The organism is Pseudomonas sp. PSE14, from assembly GCF_029203285.1.
Lineage (GTDB): Bacteria > Pseudomonadota > Gammaproteobacteria > Pseudomonadales > Pseudomonadaceae > Pseudomonas.
In genome coordinates, this window is the sequence record NZ_CP115669.1 from 4,598,920 (window position 1) to 4,618,897 (window position 19,978).

24 protein-coding genes and 1 tRNA gene are annotated in these 19,978 nt (G+C 62.2%); 7 read left to right on the top strand and 18 right to left on the bottom strand.

The genetic code is table 11. The features are described 5' to 3' along the window. Positions 1-11 precede the first annotated feature (11 nt). From rlmN to trmJ, 12 genes are all read right to left on the bottom strand, one after another. The gene (rlmN, locus tag O6P39_RS21035; RefSeq protein ID WP_275608362.1) at positions 12-1,160 is read right to left on the bottom strand and encodes a 23S rRNA (adenine(2503)-C(2))-methyltransferase RlmN; all 1,149 of its coding nucleotides are present in this window, start codon (positions 1,158-1,160) and stop codon (positions 12-14) included. A gap of 27 nt (positions 1,161-1,187) precedes the next feature. Further along, on the bottom strand, positions 1,188-1,619 hold the full coding sequence (gene ndk, locus O6P39_RS21040; protein ID WP_015478499.1) for a nucleoside-diphosphate kinase: 432 nt from the start codon (positions 1,617-1,619) through the stop codon (positions 1,188-1,190). A 251-nt stretch (positions 1,620-1,870) separates the two neighbouring features. Beyond that, positions 1,871-2,071, bottom strand: coding sequence for a Fe-S cluster assembly protein IscX (iscX, locus tag O6P39_RS21045; protein WP_275608363.1), 201 nt, complete (start codon positions 2,069-2,071; stop codon positions 1,871-1,873). Positions 2,072-2,085: 14 nt separating this feature from the next. After that, positions 2,086-2,424 carry an ISC system 2Fe-2S type ferredoxin gene (fdx, locus tag O6P39_RS21050; protein ID WP_015478501.1) on the bottom strand — a complete coding sequence of 113 codons (339 nt, stop codon included), beginning with the start codon at positions 2,422-2,424 and terminating at the stop codon, positions 2,086-2,088. A 6-nt stretch (positions 2,425-2,430) separates the two neighbouring features. Continuing rightward, positions 2,431-4,290: a Fe-S protein assembly chaperone HscA gene (hscA, locus tag O6P39_RS21055; protein ID WP_275608364.1), complete on the bottom strand. Its 1,860-nt coding sequence runs from the start codon at positions 4,288-4,290 to the stop codon at positions 2,431-2,433. Between the two features lie 45 nt (positions 4,291-4,335). After that, complete coding sequence (gene hscB, locus O6P39_RS21060; protein WP_275608365.1) at positions 4,336-4,857, bottom strand: co-chaperone HscB; 522 nt, start codon at positions 4,855-4,857, stop codon at positions 4,336-4,338. Between the two features lie 8 nt (positions 4,858-4,865). Continuing rightward, positions 4,866-5,189: an iron-sulfur cluster assembly protein IscA gene (iscA, locus tag O6P39_RS21065; RefSeq protein WP_207887490.1), complete on the bottom strand. Its 324-nt coding sequence runs from the start codon at positions 5,187-5,189 to the stop codon at positions 4,866-4,868. A 28-nt stretch (positions 5,190-5,217) separates the two neighbouring features. Further along, positions 5,218-5,604: a Fe-S cluster assembly scaffold IscU gene (gene iscU / locus O6P39_RS21070; protein ID WP_015478505.1), complete on the bottom strand. Its 387-nt coding sequence runs from the start codon at positions 5,602-5,604 to the stop codon at positions 5,218-5,220. 27 nt (positions 5,605-5,631) lie between these two features. After that, positions 5,632-6,846, bottom strand: a complete 1,215-nt coding sequence (locus tag O6P39_RS21075) for an IscS subfamily cysteine desulfurase (protein WP_275608366.1) — start codon at positions 6,844-6,846, stop codon at positions 5,632-5,634. Between the two features lie 28 nt (positions 6,847-6,874). Continuing rightward, positions 6,875-7,369 (bottom strand): Fe-S cluster assembly transcriptional regulator IscR, encoded by a 495-nt coding sequence (iscR, locus tag O6P39_RS21080; RefSeq protein WP_152225360.1) that lies wholly within the window; start codon positions 7,367-7,369, stop codon positions 6,875-6,877. A 139-nt stretch (positions 7,370-7,508) separates the two neighbouring features. Further along, complete coding sequence (gene cysE / locus O6P39_RS21085) at positions 7,509-8,288, bottom strand: serine O-acetyltransferase (RefSeq protein ID WP_275608367.1); 780 nt, start codon at positions 8,286-8,288, stop codon at positions 7,509-7,511. After that, complete coding sequence (trmJ, locus tag O6P39_RS21090; RefSeq protein ID WP_275608368.1) at positions 8,281-9,060, bottom strand: tRNA (cytosine(32)/uridine(32)-2'-O)-methyltransferase TrmJ; 780 nt, start codon at positions 9,058-9,060, stop codon at positions 8,281-8,283. Before trmJ ends, cysE begins: the two co-directional genes overlap by 8 nt. Before the next feature lie 149 nt (positions 9,061-9,209). Between trmJ and suhB the strand changes: the two genes are divergently transcribed. Continuing rightward, complete coding sequence (gene suhB, locus O6P39_RS21095; RefSeq protein ID WP_275608369.1) at positions 9,210-10,025, top strand: inositol-phosphate phosphatase; 816 nt, start codon at positions 9,210-9,212, stop codon at positions 10,023-10,025. A gap of 209 nt (positions 10,026-10,234) precedes the next feature. Here suhB and O6P39_RS21100 read toward each other — a convergent pair whose 3' ends face one another. The 6 genes from O6P39_RS21100 to queA all read right to left on the bottom strand — a co-directional run bounded on the left by O6P39_RS21100 (position 10,235) and on the right by queA (position 16,338). Continuing rightward, positions 10,235-10,771, bottom strand: coding sequence for a glycine zipper 2TM domain-containing protein (locus O6P39_RS21100; protein WP_275608370.1), 537 nt, complete (start codon positions 10,769-10,771; stop codon positions 10,235-10,237). A gap of 159 nt (positions 10,772-10,930) precedes the next feature. Further along, positions 10,931-11,848: a protein translocase subunit SecF gene (gene secF / locus O6P39_RS21105; RefSeq protein WP_275608371.1), complete on the bottom strand. Its 918-nt coding sequence runs from the start codon at positions 11,846-11,848 to the stop codon at positions 10,931-10,933. A 10-nt stretch (positions 11,849-11,858) separates the two neighbouring features. Beyond that, the gene (secD, locus tag O6P39_RS21110; protein ID WP_275608372.1) at positions 11,859-13,721 is read right to left on the bottom strand and encodes a protein translocase subunit SecD; all 1,863 of its coding nucleotides are present in this window, start codon (positions 13,719-13,721) and stop codon (positions 11,859-11,861) included. A gap of 64 nt (positions 13,722-13,785) precedes the next feature. Next, positions 13,786-14,127: a preprotein translocase subunit YajC gene (gene yajC / locus O6P39_RS21115; RefSeq protein ID WP_152225372.1), complete on the bottom strand. Its 342-nt coding sequence runs from the start codon at positions 14,125-14,127 to the stop codon at positions 13,786-13,788. A 36-nt stretch (positions 14,128-14,163) separates the two neighbouring features. After that, positions 14,164-15,282 carry a tRNA guanosine(34) transglycosylase Tgt gene (gene tgt, locus O6P39_RS21120; protein WP_275611997.1) on the bottom strand — a complete coding sequence of 373 codons (1,119 nt, stop codon included), beginning with the start codon at positions 15,280-15,282 and terminating at the stop codon, positions 14,164-14,166. 12 nt (positions 15,283-15,294) lie between these two features. After that, positions 15,295-16,338, bottom strand: a complete 1,044-nt coding sequence (gene queA, locus O6P39_RS21125; RefSeq protein WP_275608373.1) for a tRNA preQ1(34) S-adenosylmethionine ribosyltransferase-isomerase QueA — start codon at positions 16,336-16,338, stop codon at positions 15,295-15,297. Between the two features lie 106 nt (positions 16,339-16,444). Here queA and O6P39_RS21130 point away from each other — a divergent pair. From O6P39_RS21130 to O6P39_RS21155, 6 genes are all read left to right on the top strand, one after another. Then, a tRNA-Leu gene (locus O6P39_RS21130) sits at positions 16,445-16,531 on the top strand. Positions 16,532-17,089: 558 nt separating this feature from the next. Beyond that, positions 17,090-17,569, top strand: coding sequence for a type IV pilin protein (locus O6P39_RS21135; protein WP_275608374.1), 480 nt, complete (start codon positions 17,090-17,092; stop codon positions 17,567-17,569). Beyond that, complete coding sequence (locus O6P39_RS21140; RefSeq protein ID WP_275608375.1) at positions 17,566-18,036, top strand: GspH/FimT family pseudopilin; 471 nt, start codon at positions 17,566-17,568, stop codon at positions 18,034-18,036. Before O6P39_RS21135 ends, O6P39_RS21140 begins: the two co-directional genes overlap by 4 nt. Then, positions 18,029-18,562 (top strand): type IV pilus modification protein PilV, encoded by a 534-nt coding sequence (pilV, locus tag O6P39_RS21145; protein ID WP_275608376.1) that lies wholly within the window; start codon positions 18,029-18,031, stop codon positions 18,560-18,562. Before O6P39_RS21140 ends, pilV begins: the two co-directional genes overlap by 8 nt. A gap of 46 nt (positions 18,563-18,608) precedes the next feature. Then, positions 18,609-19,526, top strand: coding sequence for a PilW family protein (locus O6P39_RS21150; RefSeq protein WP_275608377.1), 918 nt, complete (start codon positions 18,609-18,611; stop codon positions 19,524-19,526). Positions 19,527-19,528: 2 nt separating this feature from the next. Continuing rightward, positions 19,529-19,966: a PilX N-terminal domain-containing pilus assembly protein gene (locus tag O6P39_RS21155; RefSeq protein ID WP_275608378.1), complete on the top strand. Its 438-nt coding sequence runs from the start codon at positions 19,529-19,531 to the stop codon at positions 19,964-19,966. The last annotated feature ends 12 nt before the right edge of the window (positions 19,967-19,978 follow it).

Here is a 19,978-nt window from a genome sequence, read left to right on the forward strand (position 1 = left end):
TCCTCCCTTGATCAGTTTCGATTGGCGGCGTTCGACGCCTGCTCGTTTTCCGTCGCCAGCTGGCGGACGGCGATGTAGCGTTCGCTGCGGCGGGTGCGGTCCATCACCTGGCCCACCAATTGACCACAGGCGGCATCGATGTCGTCACCACGGGTGGTGCGCACCGTCACGTTGAAACCACCTTTGTGCAGCATGTCCTGGAAACGGCGGATGGCATTGTTGCTCGGCCGCTCGTAACCTGAATGCGGGAACGGATTAAACGGAATCAGGTTGATCTTGCAAGGGAAATCCTTGAGCAATGCGATCAGTTGCTCGGCATGCTCGGGCTGGTCGTTGACGTTGGCCAGCAGGGTGTACTCGACGGTCAGCACGCGTTCCTTGCCCAGGCGCGTGATGTAGCGATAGCAGGCGTCGAGCAGCATATCCAGCGGGTACTTCTTGTTGATCGGTACCAGCTTGTTGCGCAGTTCGTCGTTCGGCGCGTGCAGCGACAGGGCCAGCGACACGTCGGTCACCTCGGCGAGCTTGTCGATCATCGGCACCACGCCGGAGGTGGACAGGGTCACCTTGCGCTTGGAAATGCCGTAGCCGAGGTCTTCCATCATGATGCTCATGGCGGTCACGACGTTGTCGAAGTTCAGCAGCGGCTCGCCCATGCCCATCATCACCACGTTGGTGATGGCACGGTCGATCTTGCCCGGGATGGTCCCGAACGATTGGTTGGCGATCCACACCTGGCCGATGATCTCGGCGGAGGTCAGGTCGCTGTTGAAGCCTTGCTTGCCGGTGGAGCAGAAGCTGCAGTCCAGCGCGCAACCGGCCTGGGACGACACACACAGGGTGCCGCGGCCGCCCTGGGGAATGTACACGGTCTCGACGCAACTGCCCGAGGCCACGCGCACCACCCACTTGCGGGTACCGTCAGAGGAAATGTCCTGGCTGACGATCTCCGGGGGACGAATTTCGGCAACGGCCTTGAGCTTTTCGCGCAAGGCCTTGCCAACGTTCGTCATGGCGTCGAAATCGACGGCGCCAAAGTGGTGAATCCATTGCATCACCTGGCCGGCGCGGAAGCGCTTTTCACCGATGGACTCGAAGAATTCCTCGAGCTGGGGCTTGGTCATGCCCAGCAGGTTGGCCTTTACAGCGGTATCAGTCATGGATTCACCCTCGCTCATTCGCCTGGATTAGCGAATGCGCTCGCACACCTCGGTGCTGGAGAAGAAGTAAGCGATTTCGCGAGCTGCGGAAGCTTCCGAGTCGGAACCGTGTACGGCGTTCTCGTCGATGGAAACGGCGAAGTCGGCGCGGATGGTGCCAGCGTCGGCTTTCTTCGGATCGGTGGCGCCCATCAGCTCACGGTTGCGCAGGATGGCGTCTTCGCCTTCCAGAACCTGAACGACAACCGGGCCGGAGGTCATGAAGGCAACCAGGTCCTTGAAGAAGGGACGCTCTTTGTGCTCGGCGTAGAAACCGCCAGCTTCGCGCTCGGACAGCTGAACCATCTTCGAAGCGACGACGCGCAGACCGGCTTTTTCGAAGCGGGTCAGGATTTCGCCGATGACGTTCTTGGCAACAGCGTCGGGCTTGATGATGGAGAAGGTACGTTGCAGGGCCATGGAAATAACTCCGGAAAGCAAGGTTGGTAAAGCCAAGAAGCCCCTGGCATAGGCCAGGAGCTCCTGTGATTCAAGGGTTTGCCGCAGGCGCCGCCCGGCGGACGGCGACGCGGGACCGTCCCCGACTGCTGCGGGGCCGGCGGCTGAAGAAATTCCCTCGGGAATTTTTTCAGAGCACACCTAAAGATAAAACCCGCGAATTATACGCGGGTTCATGACAAATGGGTACGCGGCAAGCGTGCCGCGCGCCCTCAGTCGAGCTCTTCGATCCAGGCGGCCTGGATGGCCTCCAGGACCTTTTCACCGCCGCGGGAAGGATCGTCGCTGAACTCCGGCAATGCCAGCACCCAGGTGTGCAGATCGACGAAATTCACGTAGCGCGGATCGACATCCGGCTTGGATTCAGCCAGTTGGATGGCGATTTCGAGCACATCAACCCATTTCAGACTCATCGTTGGCGCTCCGCTCAGTGACCTTCGGACACCTGGTTGATGGTGTACTTCGGAATCTCCACCACCAGATCTTCCTCGCCGACTACGGCCTGGCAGGACAGGCGCGAATCCGGCTCCAGGCCCCAGGCCTTGTCCAGCATGTCGTCTTCCAGCTCGTCGGAGGCTTCCATGGAGTTGAAGCCTTCGCGCACGATCACGTGGCAGGTGGTGCAGGCACAGGACATCTCGCAGGCATGCTCGATCTCGATGCCGTTGCGCAGCGCCGCTTTCATGATGGTTTCGCCCGGCTGGGCCTCGATCACCGCACCTTCCGGGCAATGTTCGGCGTTCGGCAGAAATACGATCTGCGGCATCTTGGCTTATTCCTCGATTTCGTTGAGCCGGCGACCGGCCAGTGCGGCCTTGACGGTGGCGTCCATACGGCGCGCGGCAAAGGCGTCGGTCACCTGGGACAGGCGCTTGATCTGTTGTTCGATGGCGGCGGTATCGCTGCCGGCCGCCAGTTCGCGCAGGGATTCCATGTTGGCATCAATCGCCACGCGCTCCTCGGCGTCCAGCAGGCGCTCGCCGTCGGCGTCCAGGGCCGACTGCACAGCCTCCAGCAGACGCTGGGCCTCAACCTGCTGCTCGCGCAGGGCGCGGGCGGCCATGTCGTCACCGGCGTACTGGAAGGAATCCTGCAGCATGCGGGCAATCTCGCCATCGGTCAGGCCGTAGGACGGCTTGACCTGGATGCTCGCCTCAACGCCCGAGGACAGCTCACGGGCAGACACGCCCAGCAGACCGTCGGCGTCGACCTGGAAGCTGACGCGGATCTTCGCCGCACCGGCCACCATCGGCGGAATGCCACGCAGCTCGAAGCGCGCCAGGGACCGGCAGTCCTTGACCAGCTCACGCTCGCCTTGCAGCACATGAATCATCATGGCCGTCTGGCCATCCTTGTAGGTGGTGAACTCCTGGGCGCGGGCCACCGGGATGGTGGTGTTGCGCGGAATCACCTTCTCCATCAGCCCGCCCATGGTTTCCAGGCCGAGCGACAGAGGAATTACGTCCAGCAGCAGCAGCTCTTCGCCGCGCTTGTTGCCAGCCAGGGCATCAGCCTGGATGGCGGCACCGATGGCGACCACCTGGTCCGGATCGATATCGGTCAGCGGCTCGCGACCGAACAGCTCGCCCACCAGTTCACGCACACGCGGCACGCGGGTGGAACCACCGACCATGACCACCGCGCTGACCTCTTCCAGCTCGACACCGGAATCGCGCACGGCGCGCCGGCAGGCCTTGAGGCTGCGCTGGATCAGCGGATCGATCAGCGACTCCATGTGCGAGCGACTCAGCTCACCACTCCAGCCCTCGTAGGCTACCGGAGTGCTGGCGCTATCGGTCAGCGCCTCCTTCGCCGCGCAAGCCGTCTGCAGCAGACGACGCTGGGCGCCCGGATCGAGATCGGCCGAGATACCAGACTGCTCGATGATCCAGCCGGCGATGACATGGTCGAAATCGTCGCCACCCAGAGCGCTGTCGCCGCCGGTGGCCAGGACTTCGAAGACACCACGAGTCAGGCGCAGGATGGATATGTCGAAGGTACCGCCGCCCAGGTCGTAGATGGCGACCACGCCCTCGGCGTTCTTGTCCAGGCCGTAGGCCACTGCCGCAGCGGTCGGCTCGTTGAGCAGACGCAATACGTGCAGGCCAGCCAGACGCGCGGCGTCCTTGGTGGCCTGGCGCTGCGCGTCGTCGAAATAGGCGGGAACGGTGATCACCGCACCGACCAGCTCGCCACCCAGGGTGGATTCGGCGCGCTGACGCAGGGTACGAAGGATTTCCGCCGAGACTTCCACCGGGCTCTTGGCGCCCTGGACGGTCTCGATGAAGGGCATGTGCGACTCGCCCTGAACGAAACGGTACGGCAGTTGGCCACCGAGCTGCTTCACATCCTCCAGGCCGCGCCCCATCAGACGCTTGACCGAGATGATGGAGTTCAGCGGGTCCAGGGCCGCACCGGCACGCACGCTCTCCCCCACCTCGATACGATCGGCGAGGTAGCGCACCGCCGACGGCAGGATGACTTCGCCGCGCTCATCGGGCAACGGAGCGGCAACGCCGCTACGCACGGCGGCGACCAGGGAATTGGTGGTGCCCAGGTCGATCCCCACGGCCAGCCGACGCTGGTGTGGCTGGGGGCTCTGTCCGGGCTCGGCGATCTGCAGTAGGGCCATGCGGTTTCTAATCAGGCTTATCGGGCGCGGCACGGGCCGCGCGGATTAATCGTCGAGTCGCTCTTCGAGCTGCCGCACTTCCTGCGCCAGCTTGTCGAGGAACTGCATGCGCCGCACCAGGCGCTCGGCCAACTCGCGGCGGGCCGGGTCATCCCAGCAATCGGCGAACTCCGCGTCCAGCTGCTGCTGGGCCGATTTCAGCTGGCGCTTGAAGTACGCCACGCCATCGAGATCGGCGCTGTCCTGCAGGTCTTCCAGCTCCTCGCGCAGACGCATCTGCTGCAGGAGGAACTCCGGATCCTGCACCGTGGCTTCCAGTGGCAACGCGTTGCCACGCAAGGCCAACAGGTAAAGGGCACGGCGCGGAGCGCTCTTAAGCGTCTGGTACGCGTCGTTGAGCTCGGCGGCCTTTTCCAGCGCCAGTCGCTGCTCGCGCTCGGAGGCATCGGCGAAACGATCCGGATGGACGTTGCGCACCAGCTCGCGGTAGCGGTTGCCAAGGGCTTCCAGGTCGATCCGGAAGCCTGGCTGCAGGTCGAACAGCGCGAAGTGACAGGGACTACCCACGCCCGACCTCAGACGTTGAAGCTTTCGCCGCAGCCACACTCACCGCGCACGTTCGGGTTGTTGAACTTGAAGCCCTCGTTGAGGCCTTCCTTGGTGAAGTCCAACTCGGTGCCGTCGAGGTAGACCAGGCTTTTCGGGTCGATGATGACCTTCACGCCGTGACTCTCGAACACCTGGTCCTCGGCTGCCAGCTCGTCGACGAACTCCAGCACATAGGCCAGACCGGAACACCCGGTGGTGCGCACGCCAAGACGAATGCCCTCGCCCTTGCCGCGCCCTTCGAGGGAGCGGCGAACGTGGTTGGCGGCGGCTTCGGTCATGCTGATGGCCATGGGAACTCCTTACTCAACGAATCGCAGTTCAGAGAAGACCTTTCTTCTGCTTGTAGTCGCGTACGGCCGCCTTGATGGCGTCCTCGGCGAGCACCGAGCAGTGGATCTTCACCGGCGGCAGGGCCAGCTCTTCGGCGATGGTGGTGTTCTTGATGGATTCGGCTTCATCCAGGGTCTTGCCCTTCATCCACTCGGTGGCGAGGGAGCTGGAAGCGATAGCCGAGCCGCAGCCGTAGGTCTTGAACTTCGCGTCCTCGATGACGCCCTGCTCGTTGACCTTGATCTGCAGGCGCATCACGTCGCCGCAGGCCGGCGCGCCGACCATGCCGGTACCGACGTCCGGGTCCTCGGCGTTGAGCTTGCCGACGTTGCGCGGGTTTTCGTAGTGGTCGATGACCTTGTCACTGTAAGCCATGGCTAATCCTCACATCTATGGGGCGGGTCAGTGGGCCTGCCATTCGACCTTGGACAGGTCGACACCCTCTTTGAACATATCCCACAGCGGCGAGAGTTCACGCAGCTTGGAAACGGCTTCCACCACCTTATTGGCGGCATAGTCGACCTCTTCTTCAGTGGTGAAGCGGCCGAAGCTGAAACGGATGGAGCTGTGCGCCAGTTCGTCGTTGCGACCCAGGGCGCGGAGCACGTAGGACGGCTCCAGCGAGGCCGAGGTGCAGGCGGAACCGGACGATACGGCCAGGTCCTTGAGCGACATCATCAGCGACTCGCCCTCGACGTAGTTGAAGCTGACGTTGAGGATGTTCGGTGCGTAGGAAGTGGCGCTGCCGTTGACGTACAGCTCTTCCAGGCCCTGGACCTGCTCGAAGAAGCGCTTGCGCAGGCCTTCGATACGAGCCATTTCCTGGTGCATTTCTTCCTTGGCGATGCGGAAGGCCTCGCCCATGCCGACGATCTGGTGGGTCGCCAGGGTGCCCGAACGCATGCCGCGCTCATGGCCGCCACCGTGCATCTGGGCTTCCAGGCGGACGCGCGGCTTGCGGCGCACGTACAGGGCGCCCATGCCTTTGGGGCCATAGACCTTGTGGGCAGAGAAGGACATCAGGTCGACCTTGAGCTTTTCCAGGTCGATGTCGATCTTGCCGGCCGATTGGGCGGCGTCGACGTGCAGCAGGATGCCGCGGGAGCGGGTCAGCTCGCCGATGGCAGCGATGTCGTTGACGCTGCCGACTTCGTTGTTCACGTGCATGACCGACACCAGGATGGTGTCCTCACGCAGGGCGGACTCGACCATCGCCGGGGTGATGATGCCCTCGGGAGTCGGCTCCAGGTAGGTGACCTCGAAGCCTTCGCGCTCCAGCTGGCGGCAGGTATCCAGGACCGCCTTGTGCTCGATCTTCGAGGTGACGATGTGCTTGCCCTTGGTGGCATAGAAGTGCGCAACACCCTTGATCGCCAGGTTGTCGGACTCGGTGGCACCGGAAGTCCAGACGATCTCGCGGGGGTCGGCATTGACCAGCTCGGCGACCTGGCGACGAGCGTTCTCGGCTGCTTCCTCGGCCTTCCAGCCGAAGACGTGGGAGCGCGACGCCGGGTTGCCGAAATTGCCATCTACCAGGAGGCAGTCAGCCATTTTCTGAGCGACACGCGGGTCCACCGGGGTTGTGGCGGAGTAGTCGAGGTAAATCGGCAATTTCATCAGGTAACTCCTACAGGCGGGCGTTCGCTCAATCGATGGCGGACGCTTCAATCTTGTCGAGGCGCGGCGTCTTGCTGCCCGAACAACGGCGCTCGTCCTGGCGCTGGGCGACCTCTTGAACTTCGCGGCGCTCGACCAGGTCGGCCAGGCTGATGCCGCTGAGGAACTCGTGAATCTGCTGGCTGAGGTCGCACCACAGGTGGTGGGTCAGACAGGTATCGCCGGAGTGGCAGTCGCCTTGACCCTGACAGCGGGTAGCGTCGACCGACTCGTTGACCGCATCGATCACCTGGGCAACGTGGATGCCGGTCATGTCGCGGGACAGCTGGTAGCCGCCGCCCGGACCGCGCACGCTGACCACCAGGTTGCCACGGCGCAACTTGGCAAACAGCTGTTCCAGGTAGGACAGGGAGATGCCCTGGCGCTCGGAAATATCGGCGAGAGAAACCGGACCACGCTGGGCGTGCAACGCCAGATCGAGCATGGCGGTGACGGCATAGCGGCCTTTGGTGGTCAATCGCATGGGGAAATCCGGAAGAATCGCTGGTTTAGGGGGAGTATGCTCTTTTCCGACTATTTAGGTCAACTATAAGCCCTATTACTTTAGTCGGAATTAACCAGCGAGCGGCGGCGTATTTTAGCAGAGTGCCAGCGTCGGCGCATCACTGCGCCGACTTGCTGTCCTCGGTGTCCTTCACGCCAGCGAAGTCCTCTTCACGCAGCGCCGGCAGATCTTTCGCACAATAGTCGCTGCCTAGAGCCGTCAGCGCCTTGCACATCCCTTCCAGGCGGCCATCAACGGCCTGCAGGTGATCGAGCAACTGACCAATGGCACGCGCCACCGGGTCAGGCATGTCCTGGCTGACGCCGTAGGCATCGAAGCCAAGCTTCTCGGCCATGGCCTGGCGCTTGGCGGCCTGGTCGGCATCGTCCTTCATGATGATCCGACCAGGAATACCTACGACGGTAGCCCCTGGCGGTACCTCTTTCGTGACCACCGCGTTGGAGCCCACCTTGGCGCCAGCACCAACAGTGAACGGACCGAGCACCTTGGCGCCCGCCCCCACCACCACGCCATCGGCCAGGGTCGGGTGACGCTTGCCCTTGTTCCAACTGGTGCCGCCCAGGGTCACGCCCTGGTAGATAGTCACGTCGTCACCGATCTCGGCAGTCTCGCCAATGACGATACCCAGGCCGTGGTCGATGAAGAAACGCCGACCGATCTTGGCGCCGGGATGGATCTCGATACCGGTCATCCAGCGCCCGAAGTTGGACACCATGCGTGCCAGCCACTTCCAGCCGGACGCCCACAGGGCATGAGCCAGGCGATGCAGCCACACCGCGTGCAGGCCCGGATAGCAGGTGAGCACCTCAAAGGCGTTGCGCGCCGCCGGGTCACGATGGAATACGCTCTGGATATCTTCGCGCACACGCTCAAACATCTTCATCACTCCGCTTGGAAAGCTCCCCACGGGCAGCCTTCTGTGTTTCGGTCAGAATACCCCTCAGGATATTCATCTCCAGCTTGCTGACGCCGCTGCGGCCGTACAAGCGGCGCAGACGCGACATGAGATGGCGCGGCTTCTGCGGATCGAGGAACTGGATATCCACCAGGGTCGACTCCAGGTGTGCGTAGAAACGCTCCAGCTCATCCGACGTCACCGGAATGCTGTTGAGCATCGCGGTGGACTCCACCTTCTCCTGCTTGGTCGGCTGGCCTTGGGCCGCCAACCAGGCCATGCGCACCTCGTAGACCAGCACCTGCACCGCCGTCGCCAGGTTCAGCGAGCTGAACTCGGGATTGGCCGGGATATGCACATGGAATTGACATCGCTGCAATTCCTCGTTGGTCAGACCCGCATATTCGCGACCGAAGACCAGCGCGACCTCGCCACCCTGCTGCACGTGCTGCAGGCTGGTGGTGGCGCACTCACGGGGATCGAGCAGCGGCCAGGGAATGCGGCGGTCGCGCGCACTGGTGCCCAGCACCAGACTGCAACCGACCAGGGCGTCTTCCAGGGTCGGCACGACCACGGCCGCATCGAGGATGTCATCGGCGCCGGAAGCACGGGCGCGCGCCTCGCCACTGGGGAAATCCATCGGATCGACCAGCACCAGGCGCGACAGGCCCATGTTCTTCATCGCACGGGCCGTACCGCCGATATTGCCGGGATGACTGGTGTTGACCAGCACCACGCGAATTCTGTCGAGCAACGCCAGCGACTCCACATAAAAGCGAAAAAAGGGAGGGAATCCTACCGCAGCGGTGGGTCTTGCGCCACGCAGGCGACAGGTCGCTCTATGAGTGCCATGGTTTTCTGTTAGAATGTCCGGCTTTCTTTAACGACCCAGGTGACCTCTCCATGCAGCCCATGCTGAATATCGCCCTGCGCGCCGCTCGCAGCGCCGGTGAACTGATCTTCCGCTCCATCGAACGCCTGGACACCCTCTCGGTCAACGAAAAAGAAGCCAAGGACTACGTCACCGAAGTCGATCGCGCGGCTGAACTCTCCATTGTCACCGCCCTGCGCAAGGCCTACCCGAATCACGGGATCATGGGCGAAGAAGGCGGCATGCTGGAAGGCAGCGGCGAAGGCGCCGACTACCTGTGGATCATCGATCCGCTGGACGGCACCACCAACTTCATCCATGGCGTTCCGCACTTCGCCATCAGCATCGCCTGCAAATACCGCGGCCGCCTCGAGCACGCCGTGGTCCTCGACCCGATCCGTCAGGAAGAATTCACCGCCAGCCGTGGCCGTGGCGCCGCACTGAACGGTCGCCGCCTGCGCGTCAGCAACCGCAAGAGCCTGGAAGGCGCCCTGCTGGGCACCGGCTTCCCGTTCCGTGACAGCCAGATGGACAACCTGGACGCCTACCTGGGCATGTTCCGCAGCCTGGTCGGCCAGACCGCCGGCATCCGCCGCGCCGGCGCTGCCAGCCTGGACCTGGCCTACGTCGCCGCTGGCCGTTACGACGCCTTCTGGGAGTTCGGCCTGTCCGAGTGGGACATGGCAGCGGGCGCCCTGCTGATCCAGGAAGCTGGCGGCCTGGTGAGCGACTTCACCGGCGGCCACGAATTCCTCGAGAAGGGCCAGATCGTCGCCGGCAACACCAAGTGCTTCAAGGCGCTGCTGACCAGCATCCAGCCGCACCTGCCGCCGTCGCTCAAGCGCTGAACCTGAGCCACGCAAGAAAAAGCCCGGCAATGCCGGGCTTTTTTGTGCCTGCGAGAACGCTTTCCTTGTAGGAGCGAGCTTGCTCGCGAAGCTTTTTCATTCTGACACTACGGCTCTGAGCGAATCGCGAGCAAGCTCGCCCCTACGAAAGGCAAGGCAAAGAAAAAGGCGCCCCATGGGCGCCTTTTTCGTTCACTCCTGGCGACTGCTTATTGCTGACCCAGGATCAGTTGGCCGCTCTTGTCGACCGGAATCTGCGACCCCGGATCGCGATCCATGCGGACCTGGCCGGGCTTGCCGTCGAGCAGGTACTTCACGTCGTAACCGACGACCTTCTCGCTGGTGTCGTTGACGGTGCTGCAGCGGGTTTCATTGGTGGTGTAGGTGTCACGCTCCTGCATGCCTTCCTGCACCTTGTTACCGGCATAACCACCGCCGATGGCGCCCGCCACGGTGGCGATCTTCCGGCCATTGCCGCTACCGATCTGGTTACCCAGCAGGCCGCCAGCGATGGCGCCGATCGCCGTACCGGCGATCTGATGGGTGTCCTTCACAGGACGCTGATGAGTCACTGCGACGTCCTTGCAAACCTGGCGAGGAGTCTTGATGGTTTCCTTGACCGGCTGGACAGCGAGCACTTCGGCATATTGAGGCCCGCGATCCACCAGATTATAAGTGGCCACGGCGCCACCGGCAGTCACGCCTACAGCGCCCAGCACGGTACCGATGAGCAACGACTTGTTCACATAAACCTCCTGGTCTCTCGTCTTGTTCGGGCTCAGCCCTTCACCTTGCCTTGGAGCGCGTGAATTGTAAGAAAGTTCCAGCAAGTTCGTAGTGCACAGCCGACAAACGAAAACTCCCGCCGTAGCGGGAGTTTTCTGGAGGGGCCTGGAAGCGCTCTACTACGGGCGCTCGTCGGCTTCCTTGCTCGGCGGCGGAATCAGGTCCTCGCTGGACAGGTTCAGCCAGATCAGCACCACGTTGGCGATGTAGATCGACGAGTAGGTACCCGCCAACACACCGACGAACAGGGCGATGGAGAAGCCGAACAGGTTGTCGCCACCGAAGAACAGCAGCGCAGAGATCGCCAGCAGAGTCGACACCGAGGTGGCGATGGTCCGCAGCAGGGTCTGGCTGGTCGAGATGTTGATGTTCTCGATCAGGCTAGCCTTGCGCAGTACGCGGAAGTTCTCGCGCACCCGGTCGAAGATCACGATGGTGTCGTTCAGCGAGTAGCCCACCACCGCCAGCACCGCGGCCAGCACGGTCAGGTCGAAGGTGATCTGGAAGAACGACAGCACGCCCATCACGATGATGGCGTCGTGGATCAGCGACAGGATCGCACCCAGAGCGAACTTCCACTGGAAGCGGAAGCCGACGTACAGCAGGATGCCGCCCAGCGCCAGGAGCATGCCGAGGCCGCCCTGGTCGCGCAGCTCTTCACCCACCTGCGGGCCGACGTATTCGACGCCATTCACTTTCGCCGGGTTGGAAGCATCGGCCTTCTGCAGCGCAGCGGCGACCTTCTTGCCCAGTTCCGGGTCTTCGCTGGGCATGCGTACCAGCACATCCCGGGTGTCGCCGAAGCTCTGCACCACCGCCTCGCCGAAACCGGCGGCGACCAGTTGCTCACGCACCTTGGCAAGGTCCGCAGGCTGCTCGTAGGCCAGCTTGATCGACGTACCGCCAGTGAAGTCGAGGCCGAAGTTGATGCCCTTGACGAACCAGCTGCCGAGGGCGATCAGGGTCAGGATCAGGGTGCCGGCGAACGCAATGTTGCGAACGCCCATGAAGTTGATAGTACCGATCTTGATGTTCATCTCAGGCCCCTTAGATCCACAGCTTCTTGAAGTCGCGGCCGCCGAAGATCAGGTTGACCATCGCACGGGTGACCAGAATGGCCGTGAACATCGAGGTGATAATGCCGAGGGACATGGTCACGGCGAAGCCCTTCACCGGGCCGGTGCCCATGGCGTAGAGGATGCCGCCGACCAGCAGCGAGGTCAGGTTGGCGTCGAGGATCGCGGTGAAGGCACGGTTGAAGCCCTCATGGATCGCCCGCTGCACGGACATGCCGGCCGCCAGCTCCTCACGTATCCGCGAGAAGATCAGCACGTTGGCGTCCACCGCCATACCCATGGTCAACACGATACCCGCGATACCCGGCAGGGTCAGGGTCGCGCCGAGGATCGACATCAGCGCCACCAGCATGACCATGTTGAAGGCCAGGGCGACGGTGGCGATCACGCCAAAGAAGCGGTAGATCACGATGATGAACAGGGACACGAAGACCATACCCCAGAGGGAGGCATCGATACCCTTGGCGATGTTGTCCGCACCCAGGCTCGGGCCGATGGTGCGTTCTTCGGCGAAGTACATCGGCGCGGCCAGGCCACCGGCGCGCAGCAGCAGGGCCAGTTCCGAGGACTCGCCCGGAGCGTCCAGACCGGTGATGCGGAACTGGTTGCCCAGCGGCGACTGGATGGTCGCCAGGCTGATGATCTTCTTCTCTTCCTTGAACGCCGGAACAGCGACTTCCTGCTCGACGCCGTCGACCACCTGCTTGGCATAGCGGGTGATCGGCTTCTGCTCGATGAACACCACCGCCATGCTGCGGCCGACGTTGTTGCGGGTCGCACGGTTCATCAGCTCGCCGCCGTGGCCATCCAGGCGGATGTTCACCTGCGGGCGGCCGTTCTCGTCGAAGCTGGCGCTGGCGTCGGTGACCTGGTCACCGGTGATGATCACGCCACGCTCCAGGGTCGCCGGCGGCCGGCGCGGCTCACGGAACTCGAAGGTTTCGGTGGCGGACTTGATCGCATCCGGCTCGGCGGCCAGACGGAATTCCAGGTTGGCGGTCTTGCCGAGGATACGCTTGGCTTCGGCGGTGTCCTGCACACCCGGCAGCTCGACCACGATGCGATTGGCGCCCTGGCGCTGTACCAGCGGCTCGGAGACGCCCAGCTCGTTCACGCGGTTGCGGACGGTGGTGAGGTTCTGCTTGATCGAATACTCGCGGATTTCCGCCAGCTTCGCCGGGGTCATGCCCAGACGCAGCACCTGCATGCCGGTGCGCTCGCTCTGGGTAACTTCGAAATCGCGGTAGTCCTTGGCGATGATGGACTTGGCCTTGTCCAGGTCGGCTTCTTCGGTGAAGCCCAGCTGGATGCCACTGTCCTGCGCCGGCAGGCTGCGGTAGCGCACGCGCTCCTTGCGCAGGGCGCTCTTGATTTCGCTTTCGTAGACCTTCATGCGGGCGTCGACCGCCTTGTCCATGTCCACTTCCAGCAGGAAGTGCACACCACCGGACAGGTCCAGACCCAGCTTCATCGGGTGCGCAGCGATCGAGCGCAGCCAGTTCGGGGTGGTCTGCGCCAGGTTCAGGGCGACCACGTAGTCGTCACCCAGGGCGCGGCGGACGATGTCCTTGGCCGGCAGCTGGTCTTCCTGCTTGGCCAGGCGGATCAGGCCGCTGTTCTTGCCGAGGGAGCCCGCCTTGACGGCGATACCCGCGTCGGTCAGCGCCTTGCTGGCCTTGTCCAGGTCGGCCTGCGACACCTGCAGCGCGGTGCTCGCACCACTGATCTGCACGGCCGGGTCATCCGGATAGAGGTTGGGTGCGGAATAGATGAAACCGACGGCCAGGACCGCCAGGATCAGCAGATACTTCCACAGGGGATACTTGTTGAGCATGACACCGCCCGTTATGACGCGGGGCGCATCATGCGCCCCGTCGATTGGGTTTCTGTTGGTTGGCTCAGATGGCCTTCAGCGTGCCTTTCGGCAGGGTCGCGGCAATCGCGCCCTTCTGGAACTTCAGCTCGACGCTGTCGGAGACTTCGACCACGACGAAATCGTCAGCAACCTTGGTCACCTTGCCGGCGATGCCCGCGGAAGTGACGACTTCATCACCCTTCTGCAAGCCGGCGATCAGGTTCTTGTGCTCCTTGGAACGCTTGGCCTGGGGACGCCAGATCATCAGATAGAAGATGACCAGGAAACCGACCAGGAACACCCACTCGAAGCCGGTGCCAGCCGGGCCGGCAGCGGCGGCGGGGGCTGCAGCGTCAGCGAAGGCAGCGGGAATTAGAAAGCTCATTGGAAACTCCTGTCACAAAGCTTTTTCGATGAAAGGTCAGTCCGCCAGCGGCGGCGTGGGAAGGCCGCGCTTGGCGTAGAAGGCGTCGACAAAGTTCGCCAATGTACCCTGTTGGATTGCCTCGCGCAAACCAGCCATAAGCCGCTGATAATGCCGCAAGTTATGGATGGTATTGAGCATGCTGCCGAGCATTTCGCCGCACTTGTCCAGGTGGTAGAGATAGGCGCGGGAGAAGTGCTTGCAGGTGTAGCAATCGCAGGTCGGGTCCAGCGGCGATTCGTCATGTTTGTGAACCGCGTTACGGATCTTGATCACCCCGGTGTCAACGAAAAGGTGACCATTGCGCGCATTGCGGGTGGGCATGACGCAGTCGAACATGTCGACGCCCCGGCGCACACCTTCCACGAGGTCCTCGGGTTTGCCCACACCCATCAGGTAACGAGGTTTGTCAGCGGGCATGTGCGGCGGCAGGAAGTCCAGTACACGGATCATTTCTTCCTTGGGCTCGCCCACCGACAGGCCGCCGATGGCCAGGCCGTCGAAGCCGATCTCCTGCAAGCCTTCCAGCGAGCGCATGCGCAGTTCTTCATGCATGCCACCCTGGACGATACCGAACAGCGCGGACGGACTATCACCGTGGGCGATCTTCGAGCGTTTGGCCCAGCGCAGCGACAGCTCCATGGAACGCTTGGCAACATCGAACTCCGCCGGGTACGGGGTGCACTCGTCGAAGATCATCACGATGTCCGAGCCCAGCGCGCGTTGCACGGCCATGGATTCTTCCGGGCCCATGAAGACCTTGGCGCCGTCCACCGGGGAAGCGAAATACACGCCCTCCTCCTTGATCTTGCGCAGCGCACCCAGGCTGAACACCTGGAAGCCGCCGGAGTCGGTGAGGATCGGCCCCTTCCACTGCATGAAGTCATGCAGGTCGCCGTGTTTCTGGATCACCTCGGTGCCCGGGCGCAGCCACAGGTGGAAGGTGTTGCCGAGAATGATCTGCGCGCCGATGCCTTCGATGTCATGCGGCAGCATGCCCTTCACGGTGCCGTAGGTGCCCACCGGCATGAATGCCGGGGTTTCCACCACACCACGGGGGAAGGTCAGGCGGCCGCGACGGGCCTTGCCCTCGGTGGCCAGCAGTTCGAATTTCATGAAACTCATGGATCAGTCCTCGGGGCCGCGCGGTGCCGGATTGCGGGTGATGAACATCGCGTCGCCATAGCTGAAGAAGCGATAGCCCTGCTCCACCGCGGCCGCATAGGCGGCCATGGTTTCCGGGTAGCCGGCGAAGGCCGAAACCAGCATCAGCAGTGTGGATTCGGGCAGATGGAAATTGGTGACCAGGGCGTCGACCACGTGGAAGGGGCGGCCCGGGAAAATAAAGATGTCGGTGTCGCCGCTGAAAGGCTTGAGCACGCCATCGCGGGCGGCGCTCTCCAGGGAACGCACGCTGGTGGTGCCCACGGCGACCACCCGACCACCACGCGCCTTGCAGGCGGCAACGGCGTCGACCACGTCCTGGCTGACTTCCAGCCATTCGTGGTGCATGTGGTGATCCTCGATGCGCTCGACCCGCACCGGCTGGAAGGTGCCAGCGCCTACGTGCAAGGTAACGAAGGCAGTTTCCACGCCCTTGGCGCGGATCGACTCCAGCAGTGCCTCGTCGAAGTGCAGGCCGGCGGTCGGTGCAGCCACGGCACCGGCACGCTCGGCGTACACGGTCTGGTAGCGCTCGCGGTCCGAATCCTCGTCCGGGCGGTCGATGTAGGGCGGCAGCGGCATGTGGCCGACGCGTTCCAGCAGCGGTAGCACGTCCTCGCTGAAACCCAGCTCGAACAGTGCATCGTGGCGCTGCAGCATTTCCGCCTCGCCACCGCCATCGATGAGAATCTTCGAACCCGGCTTGGGTGATTTGCTGGAACGCACATGAGCCAGCACACGATGGCTGTCCAATACGCGCTCCACGAGGATTTCCAGCTTGCCGCCGGAGGCCTTCTGGCCGAACAGGCGGGCAGGAATCACCCGGGTGTTGTTGAACACCATCAGGTCACCCGGCTGAAGGAAGCCGAGGATGTCAGCGAATTGCCGATGGCTGAGCTCACCGCTCGGGCCGTCCAGCACCAGCAGACGGCTGGCGCGGCGCTCTGCGAGCGGATGGCGGGCGATCAGCGCCTCGGGCAGATCGAAATGAAAGTCAGCGACACGCATGGAGGGAGCTATCTCGAAGGGCCGGATATATTACTGGAATTGCCAAATTCTGACCAATCGAGCGGATTGACCGATGCAGAGCGTCTCCCTATACTCCGCCGCCATTGCCTCGGTGGCGGAATCGGTAGACGCGGCGGATTCAAAATCCGTTTCTGGCGACAGAGTGAGAGTTCGAGTCTCTCCCGGGGCACCACACAATATTCTCGGGACTTCCTATCAAAGCCCCACCCAAGAAACCGGCCTTCGAGCCGGTTTTTTGTTGCCCACGATTTGCTCGGCGCTTTGATTGAGTCCCAAGTCTGAAAGTAGTGCCAGGCGATGCCTAGCCTAAGCGGCTCGGCATAAGTCCCCCCCTCAGTGCACTGCAAAAAATGGCACAAGAGGGCGAAAAATGGCACCTGGACTGGGCAATCCCACCTTGTTTCTTTCAAATGCTCAATGGCACTTGCCTATCGTCCTTGGCTTTTGTCCGCCCGTCGCAGCTAAAAGGGACTGATTCACGAACCACACTTAAGCTTCTGGAAAAAGCAAGCTTTTTTAAGCTTGCTTGATCCTGAAATGAGTAAAGAAATTTCCCAAAATTGGCAGCAGATCACCCTGCGTCGCACAGGGATACCGCATCCTGTGCAGGCTCACTCAGCAGGGCACGCTCTAAGGCTCAGGCAGGCATTGTGGTCGCCAGGCGGCAAGCGTGCGAAGCGACAGAGGTGGAAGTCGCAAGGAGCTACAAACAGTAGTCGGAGGAAGAGCAATGGCCGTAACTGAGGGATTTCCAGCCGGGATTGAAATCATGAAGTCGAGTCAGGCATTTCTCCAGTTGTCAAACCAAGAGGCTGATTCAGTGGGCAGAACGAAGCAGGGTGGTTTTACTCTCCTGGAACTCATGATCGTGGTCGTGGTAATCAGCATTCTGGCTGCGATCGCGTACCCCTCTTATAAACAGTATGTGGTGCGGGCCAACCGCTCCGAGGCCCAGCAGTTCATGCTGGATATTGCCAGCCGCCAACAGCAGTACCTCATGGATGCCCGAAGTTATGGCACGCTGACCCAACTGGGGCTTACCGTGCCAGCCACCGTTGCGAAGAACTATGACATCGACCCCGGGGTGAATAACGGTGCAACCCCCCCGTCGTATCTGATCACTGCAACTCCGAAGTCGGGCTCGATGCAAGCCGGGGATGGAACTCAAACGCTCTCCAACACCGGCGCGAAGACGGGGACTTGGCGATGAGCAAAGCTCCGAACCGCGGCTTTACATTGGTCGAGTTGGTGGTGACGGTAGCACTCATCGCCATTCTGGCGGCATTGGCAGCCCCCAGTTTCAGGGCCTTCATCGCCGACCAACAAGTCAGGACAACTGCCAATGACCTGCTTGTGGCGCTCAATTACGCGCGTAGCGAGGCGATCAAACGCAACAGTGCCGTGACGCTTCAGGCGGTCAACGGAGCCTGGTCCGAAGGCTGGAAAGCAACCGCGACTGTCGGTGGCGCGCAAGTGGTTCTGAAGGAATGGGATGCGCCGAACAGTGTCAGCTTCGACGGCACTCCGACCAGCTTCGCCTTTCTGGCCAATGGCCGCATCAGTGGCAATGTCGGCGGCTCGCTTGCAGTGTGCAAGAGCGAAGCCACGAAGCGAACCGTGAATGTCGACATGAGCGGTCTGGTCAGCCTCAAGCGTTCGGGAGCATGCAGTGGATAAGTCGATTCTGCGCAAAGCGCAGGCCGGAGTGGGCCTTCTGGAGGTTCTGATCGCCCTGCTGGTCCTCTCGGTGGGGCTCTTGGGGATGGCCGGCATGCTGGTGCGATCGCACCAGGCGGAGATGGAGTCGTACCAACGCGCTCAAGCGCTGGTCCTGCTGGATGATATTGCAGCCAGGATGACTGCCAACCGCCCGGCGCGAAATTGCTATCCGCAGACCAGCCCGCTTGGGGCTGGCAGCAGCTTCTCCGGGTCTGGCTGCAATGCGCAGGCCAGTGATGATCTAGCCGCGTGGGACTCATTGTTGAAAGGTGCGGCTGAGACCCAAGGTGGGTCTTCGGTTGGGGCGATGATAGGTGCGCGTGGCTGCATCACGGGCGCCAATGAGAGCTATGTAGTGTCCGTGGCGTGGCAAGGTCTGTCCGAGAGCGCGGCGCCGACCAATACGTGCGGACAAAACCTGTATGGCAATGATGCACAGCGCCGGGTGGTGTCCCGGACTGTCCACTTTGCCAAGCTCAAGTGAGCGGGCTGCCTGAATGATGGGCACGAGAGAACAGGAGAGAACCCGGGTGGGCAGAACACAATACGGCTTTTCCCTCATCGAAATGATGGTAGCCCTGACCATCAGCCTGGTGCTGCTGCTGGGGGTCTCCAACATCATCATCAGTTCGAGCCAAAGCTATAGGGAAATGACGCGAAGCAGCCAGCAACTGGAGAATGGGCGCTACGCCATGCAGGTGATGCGCGACGATATCCTGCATGCGGGATTTTATGGCGAGTATGGGGAGCTGACGGTGCCGCCAAGCATGCCCAATCCCTGTACGGTGAGCATCACCGCCCTGGGAGATGCCATCGATGCTCCGGTGCAGGGTTACGCTGCCGCCGCATCCATCCCCGGTTGCCTGTCGGGATACGCAGGAGGGGATGTACTGGTTATTCGCCGGGCATCCACCGTCGTAGCCACAGGCAGTCTCAGCGACGAGGATTACTACATCCAGTCGCGTCCCTCGGAGGTGACGGTGAACCAGGGCTCCGGCAGCTTCCCCCTGACAAAGAGAGATGGCTCTTCCGCCGATATCCGCAAGTACGTGACGCATATCTATTACCTCCGCAGTTGCAGTGATTGCTCAGGTTCGGGAGATGGCATTCCGTCGTTGTGGCGGCTCGAACTGAACGGCGGCGCCCTGACGCCCGTTCCCATAGCCGAAGGGGTAGAGAACCTGCAACTGCGCTATGGCCTGGACGATACCGGCGACGGCGCCCCCGACCGCTATGTCGCATTGCCGAGTTCAACGGCCCAGTGGGCCAGCGTCGTGGCCGTTGAGGTCAATATCCTGGTGCGAGCGACGGAGCCCACGACCGGCTTTACCGACTCCAAAAGCTACGTCCTCGGCGATGTAACGGTCACGCCGGGCGGGAGCTTCAAGCGCCATGCGTTCAACGCGGTGGTTCGTGCAACCAACCTGAGCAGCAGGAAGGAAATATAAATATGATGAAGGGCCCGGACAGGCAAGCGGGTACGGCGCTGGTGGTAGCCCTGTTGATGCTGGTGGTGATGACGCTGCTGGGTATCTCGGCCATCAATTCAAGCACCGTCAACCAGGGCATCATTTTCAACGCTCAAACCCAACAGGCAGCGGAGGCGGCGGCCCAGGATGGCATCGAACAAGCGATCAGCTCCATCGACGCATTCAGGGTACCGACTTCCCAAACGTTGACGGTTACAGGGCTGACAGTGAACGTGAGCGCCCCCGTATGTATCGGCACTCAGGTCAGGTCAGGCTATTCCCTTACTACGAAGTTCCCCCCAGAAGACACGAACTGGGAGCTCTCGGCAACAGTCGACGACCAGACCACCAGCAGCAAAGTAGTGCTACGTCAAGGCGTTTCCATCGTCATGCCGTCCGGCTCATGCCCTCCTCTGTAGGAACAGGAGACA

What these genes read in the sequence shown, in the direction of transcription:
- fdx (WP_015478501.1), bottom strand. Translation starts at nt 2,424, where the DNA reads ATGCCGCAGATCGTATTTCTGCCGAACGCCGAACATTGCCCGGAAGGT.
- ndk (WP_015478499.1), bottom strand. Translation starts at nt 1,619, where the DNA reads ATGGCCCTGCAACGTACCTTCTCCATCATCAAGCCCGACGCTGTTGCC.
- secD (WP_275608372.1), bottom strand. Translation starts at nt 13,721, where the DNA reads ATGCTCAACAAGTATCCCCTGTGGAAGTATCTGCTGATCCTGGCGGTC.
- iscA (WP_207887490.1), bottom strand. Translation starts at nt 5,189, where the DNA reads ATGGCCATCAGCATGACCGAAGCCGCCGCCAACCACGTTCGCCGCTCC.
- O6P39_RS21155 (WP_275608378.1), top strand. Translation starts at nt 19,529, where the DNA reads ATGATGAAGGGCCCGGACAGGCAAGCGGGTACGGCGCTGGTGGTAGCC.
- rlmN (WP_275608362.1), bottom strand. Translation starts at nt 1,160, where the DNA reads ATGACTGATACCGCTGTAAAGGCCAACCTGCTGGGCATGACCAAGCCC.
- iscR (WP_152225360.1), bottom strand. Translation starts at nt 7,369, where the DNA reads ATGCGATTGACCACCAAAGGCCGCTATGCCGTCACCGCCATGCTCGAT.
- O6P39_RS21075 (WP_275608366.1), bottom strand. Translation starts at nt 6,846, where the DNA reads ATGAAATTGCCGATTTACCTCGACTACTCCGCCACAACCCCGGTGGAC.
- O6P39_RS21135 (WP_275608374.1), top strand. Translation starts at nt 17,090, where the DNA reads ATGGCCGTAACTGAGGGATTTCCAGCCGGGATTGAAATCATGAAGTCG.
- O6P39_RS21140 (WP_275608375.1), top strand. Translation starts at nt 17,566, where the DNA reads ATGAGCAAAGCTCCGAACCGCGGCTTTACATTGGTCGAGTTGGTGGTG.
- cysE (WP_275608367.1), bottom strand. Translation starts at nt 8,288, where the DNA reads ATGTTTGAGCGTGTGCGCGAAGATATCCAGAGCGTATTCCATCGTGAC.
- yajC (WP_152225372.1), bottom strand. Translation starts at nt 14,127, where the DNA reads ATGAGCTTTCTAATTCCCGCTGCCTTCGCTGACGCTGCAGCCCCCGCC.
- queA (WP_275608373.1), bottom strand. Translation starts at nt 16,338, where the DNA reads ATGCGTGTCGCTGACTTTCATTTCGATCTGCCCGAGGCGCTGATCGCC.
- suhB (WP_275608369.1), top strand. Translation starts at nt 9,210, where the DNA reads ATGCAGCCCATGCTGAATATCGCCCTGCGCGCCGCTCGCAGCGCCGGT.
- iscU (WP_015478505.1), bottom strand. Translation starts at nt 5,604, where the DNA reads ATGGCTTACAGTGACAAGGTCATCGACCACTACGAAAACCCGCGCAAC.
- hscA (WP_275608364.1), bottom strand. Translation starts at nt 4,290, where the DNA reads ATGGCCCTACTGCAGATCGCCGAGCCCGGACAGAGCCCCCAGCCACAC.
- iscX (WP_275608363.1), bottom strand. Translation starts at nt 2,071, where the DNA reads ATGAGTCTGAAATGGGTTGATGTGCTCGAAATCGCCATCCAACTGGCT.
- tgt (WP_275611997.1), bottom strand. Translation starts at nt 15,282, where the DNA reads ATGAAATTCGAACTGCTGGCCACCGAGGGCAAGGCCCGTCGCGGCCGC.
- secF (WP_275608371.1), bottom strand. Translation starts at nt 11,848, where the DNA reads ATGAACATCAAGATCGGTACTATCAACTTCATGGGCGTTCGCAACATT.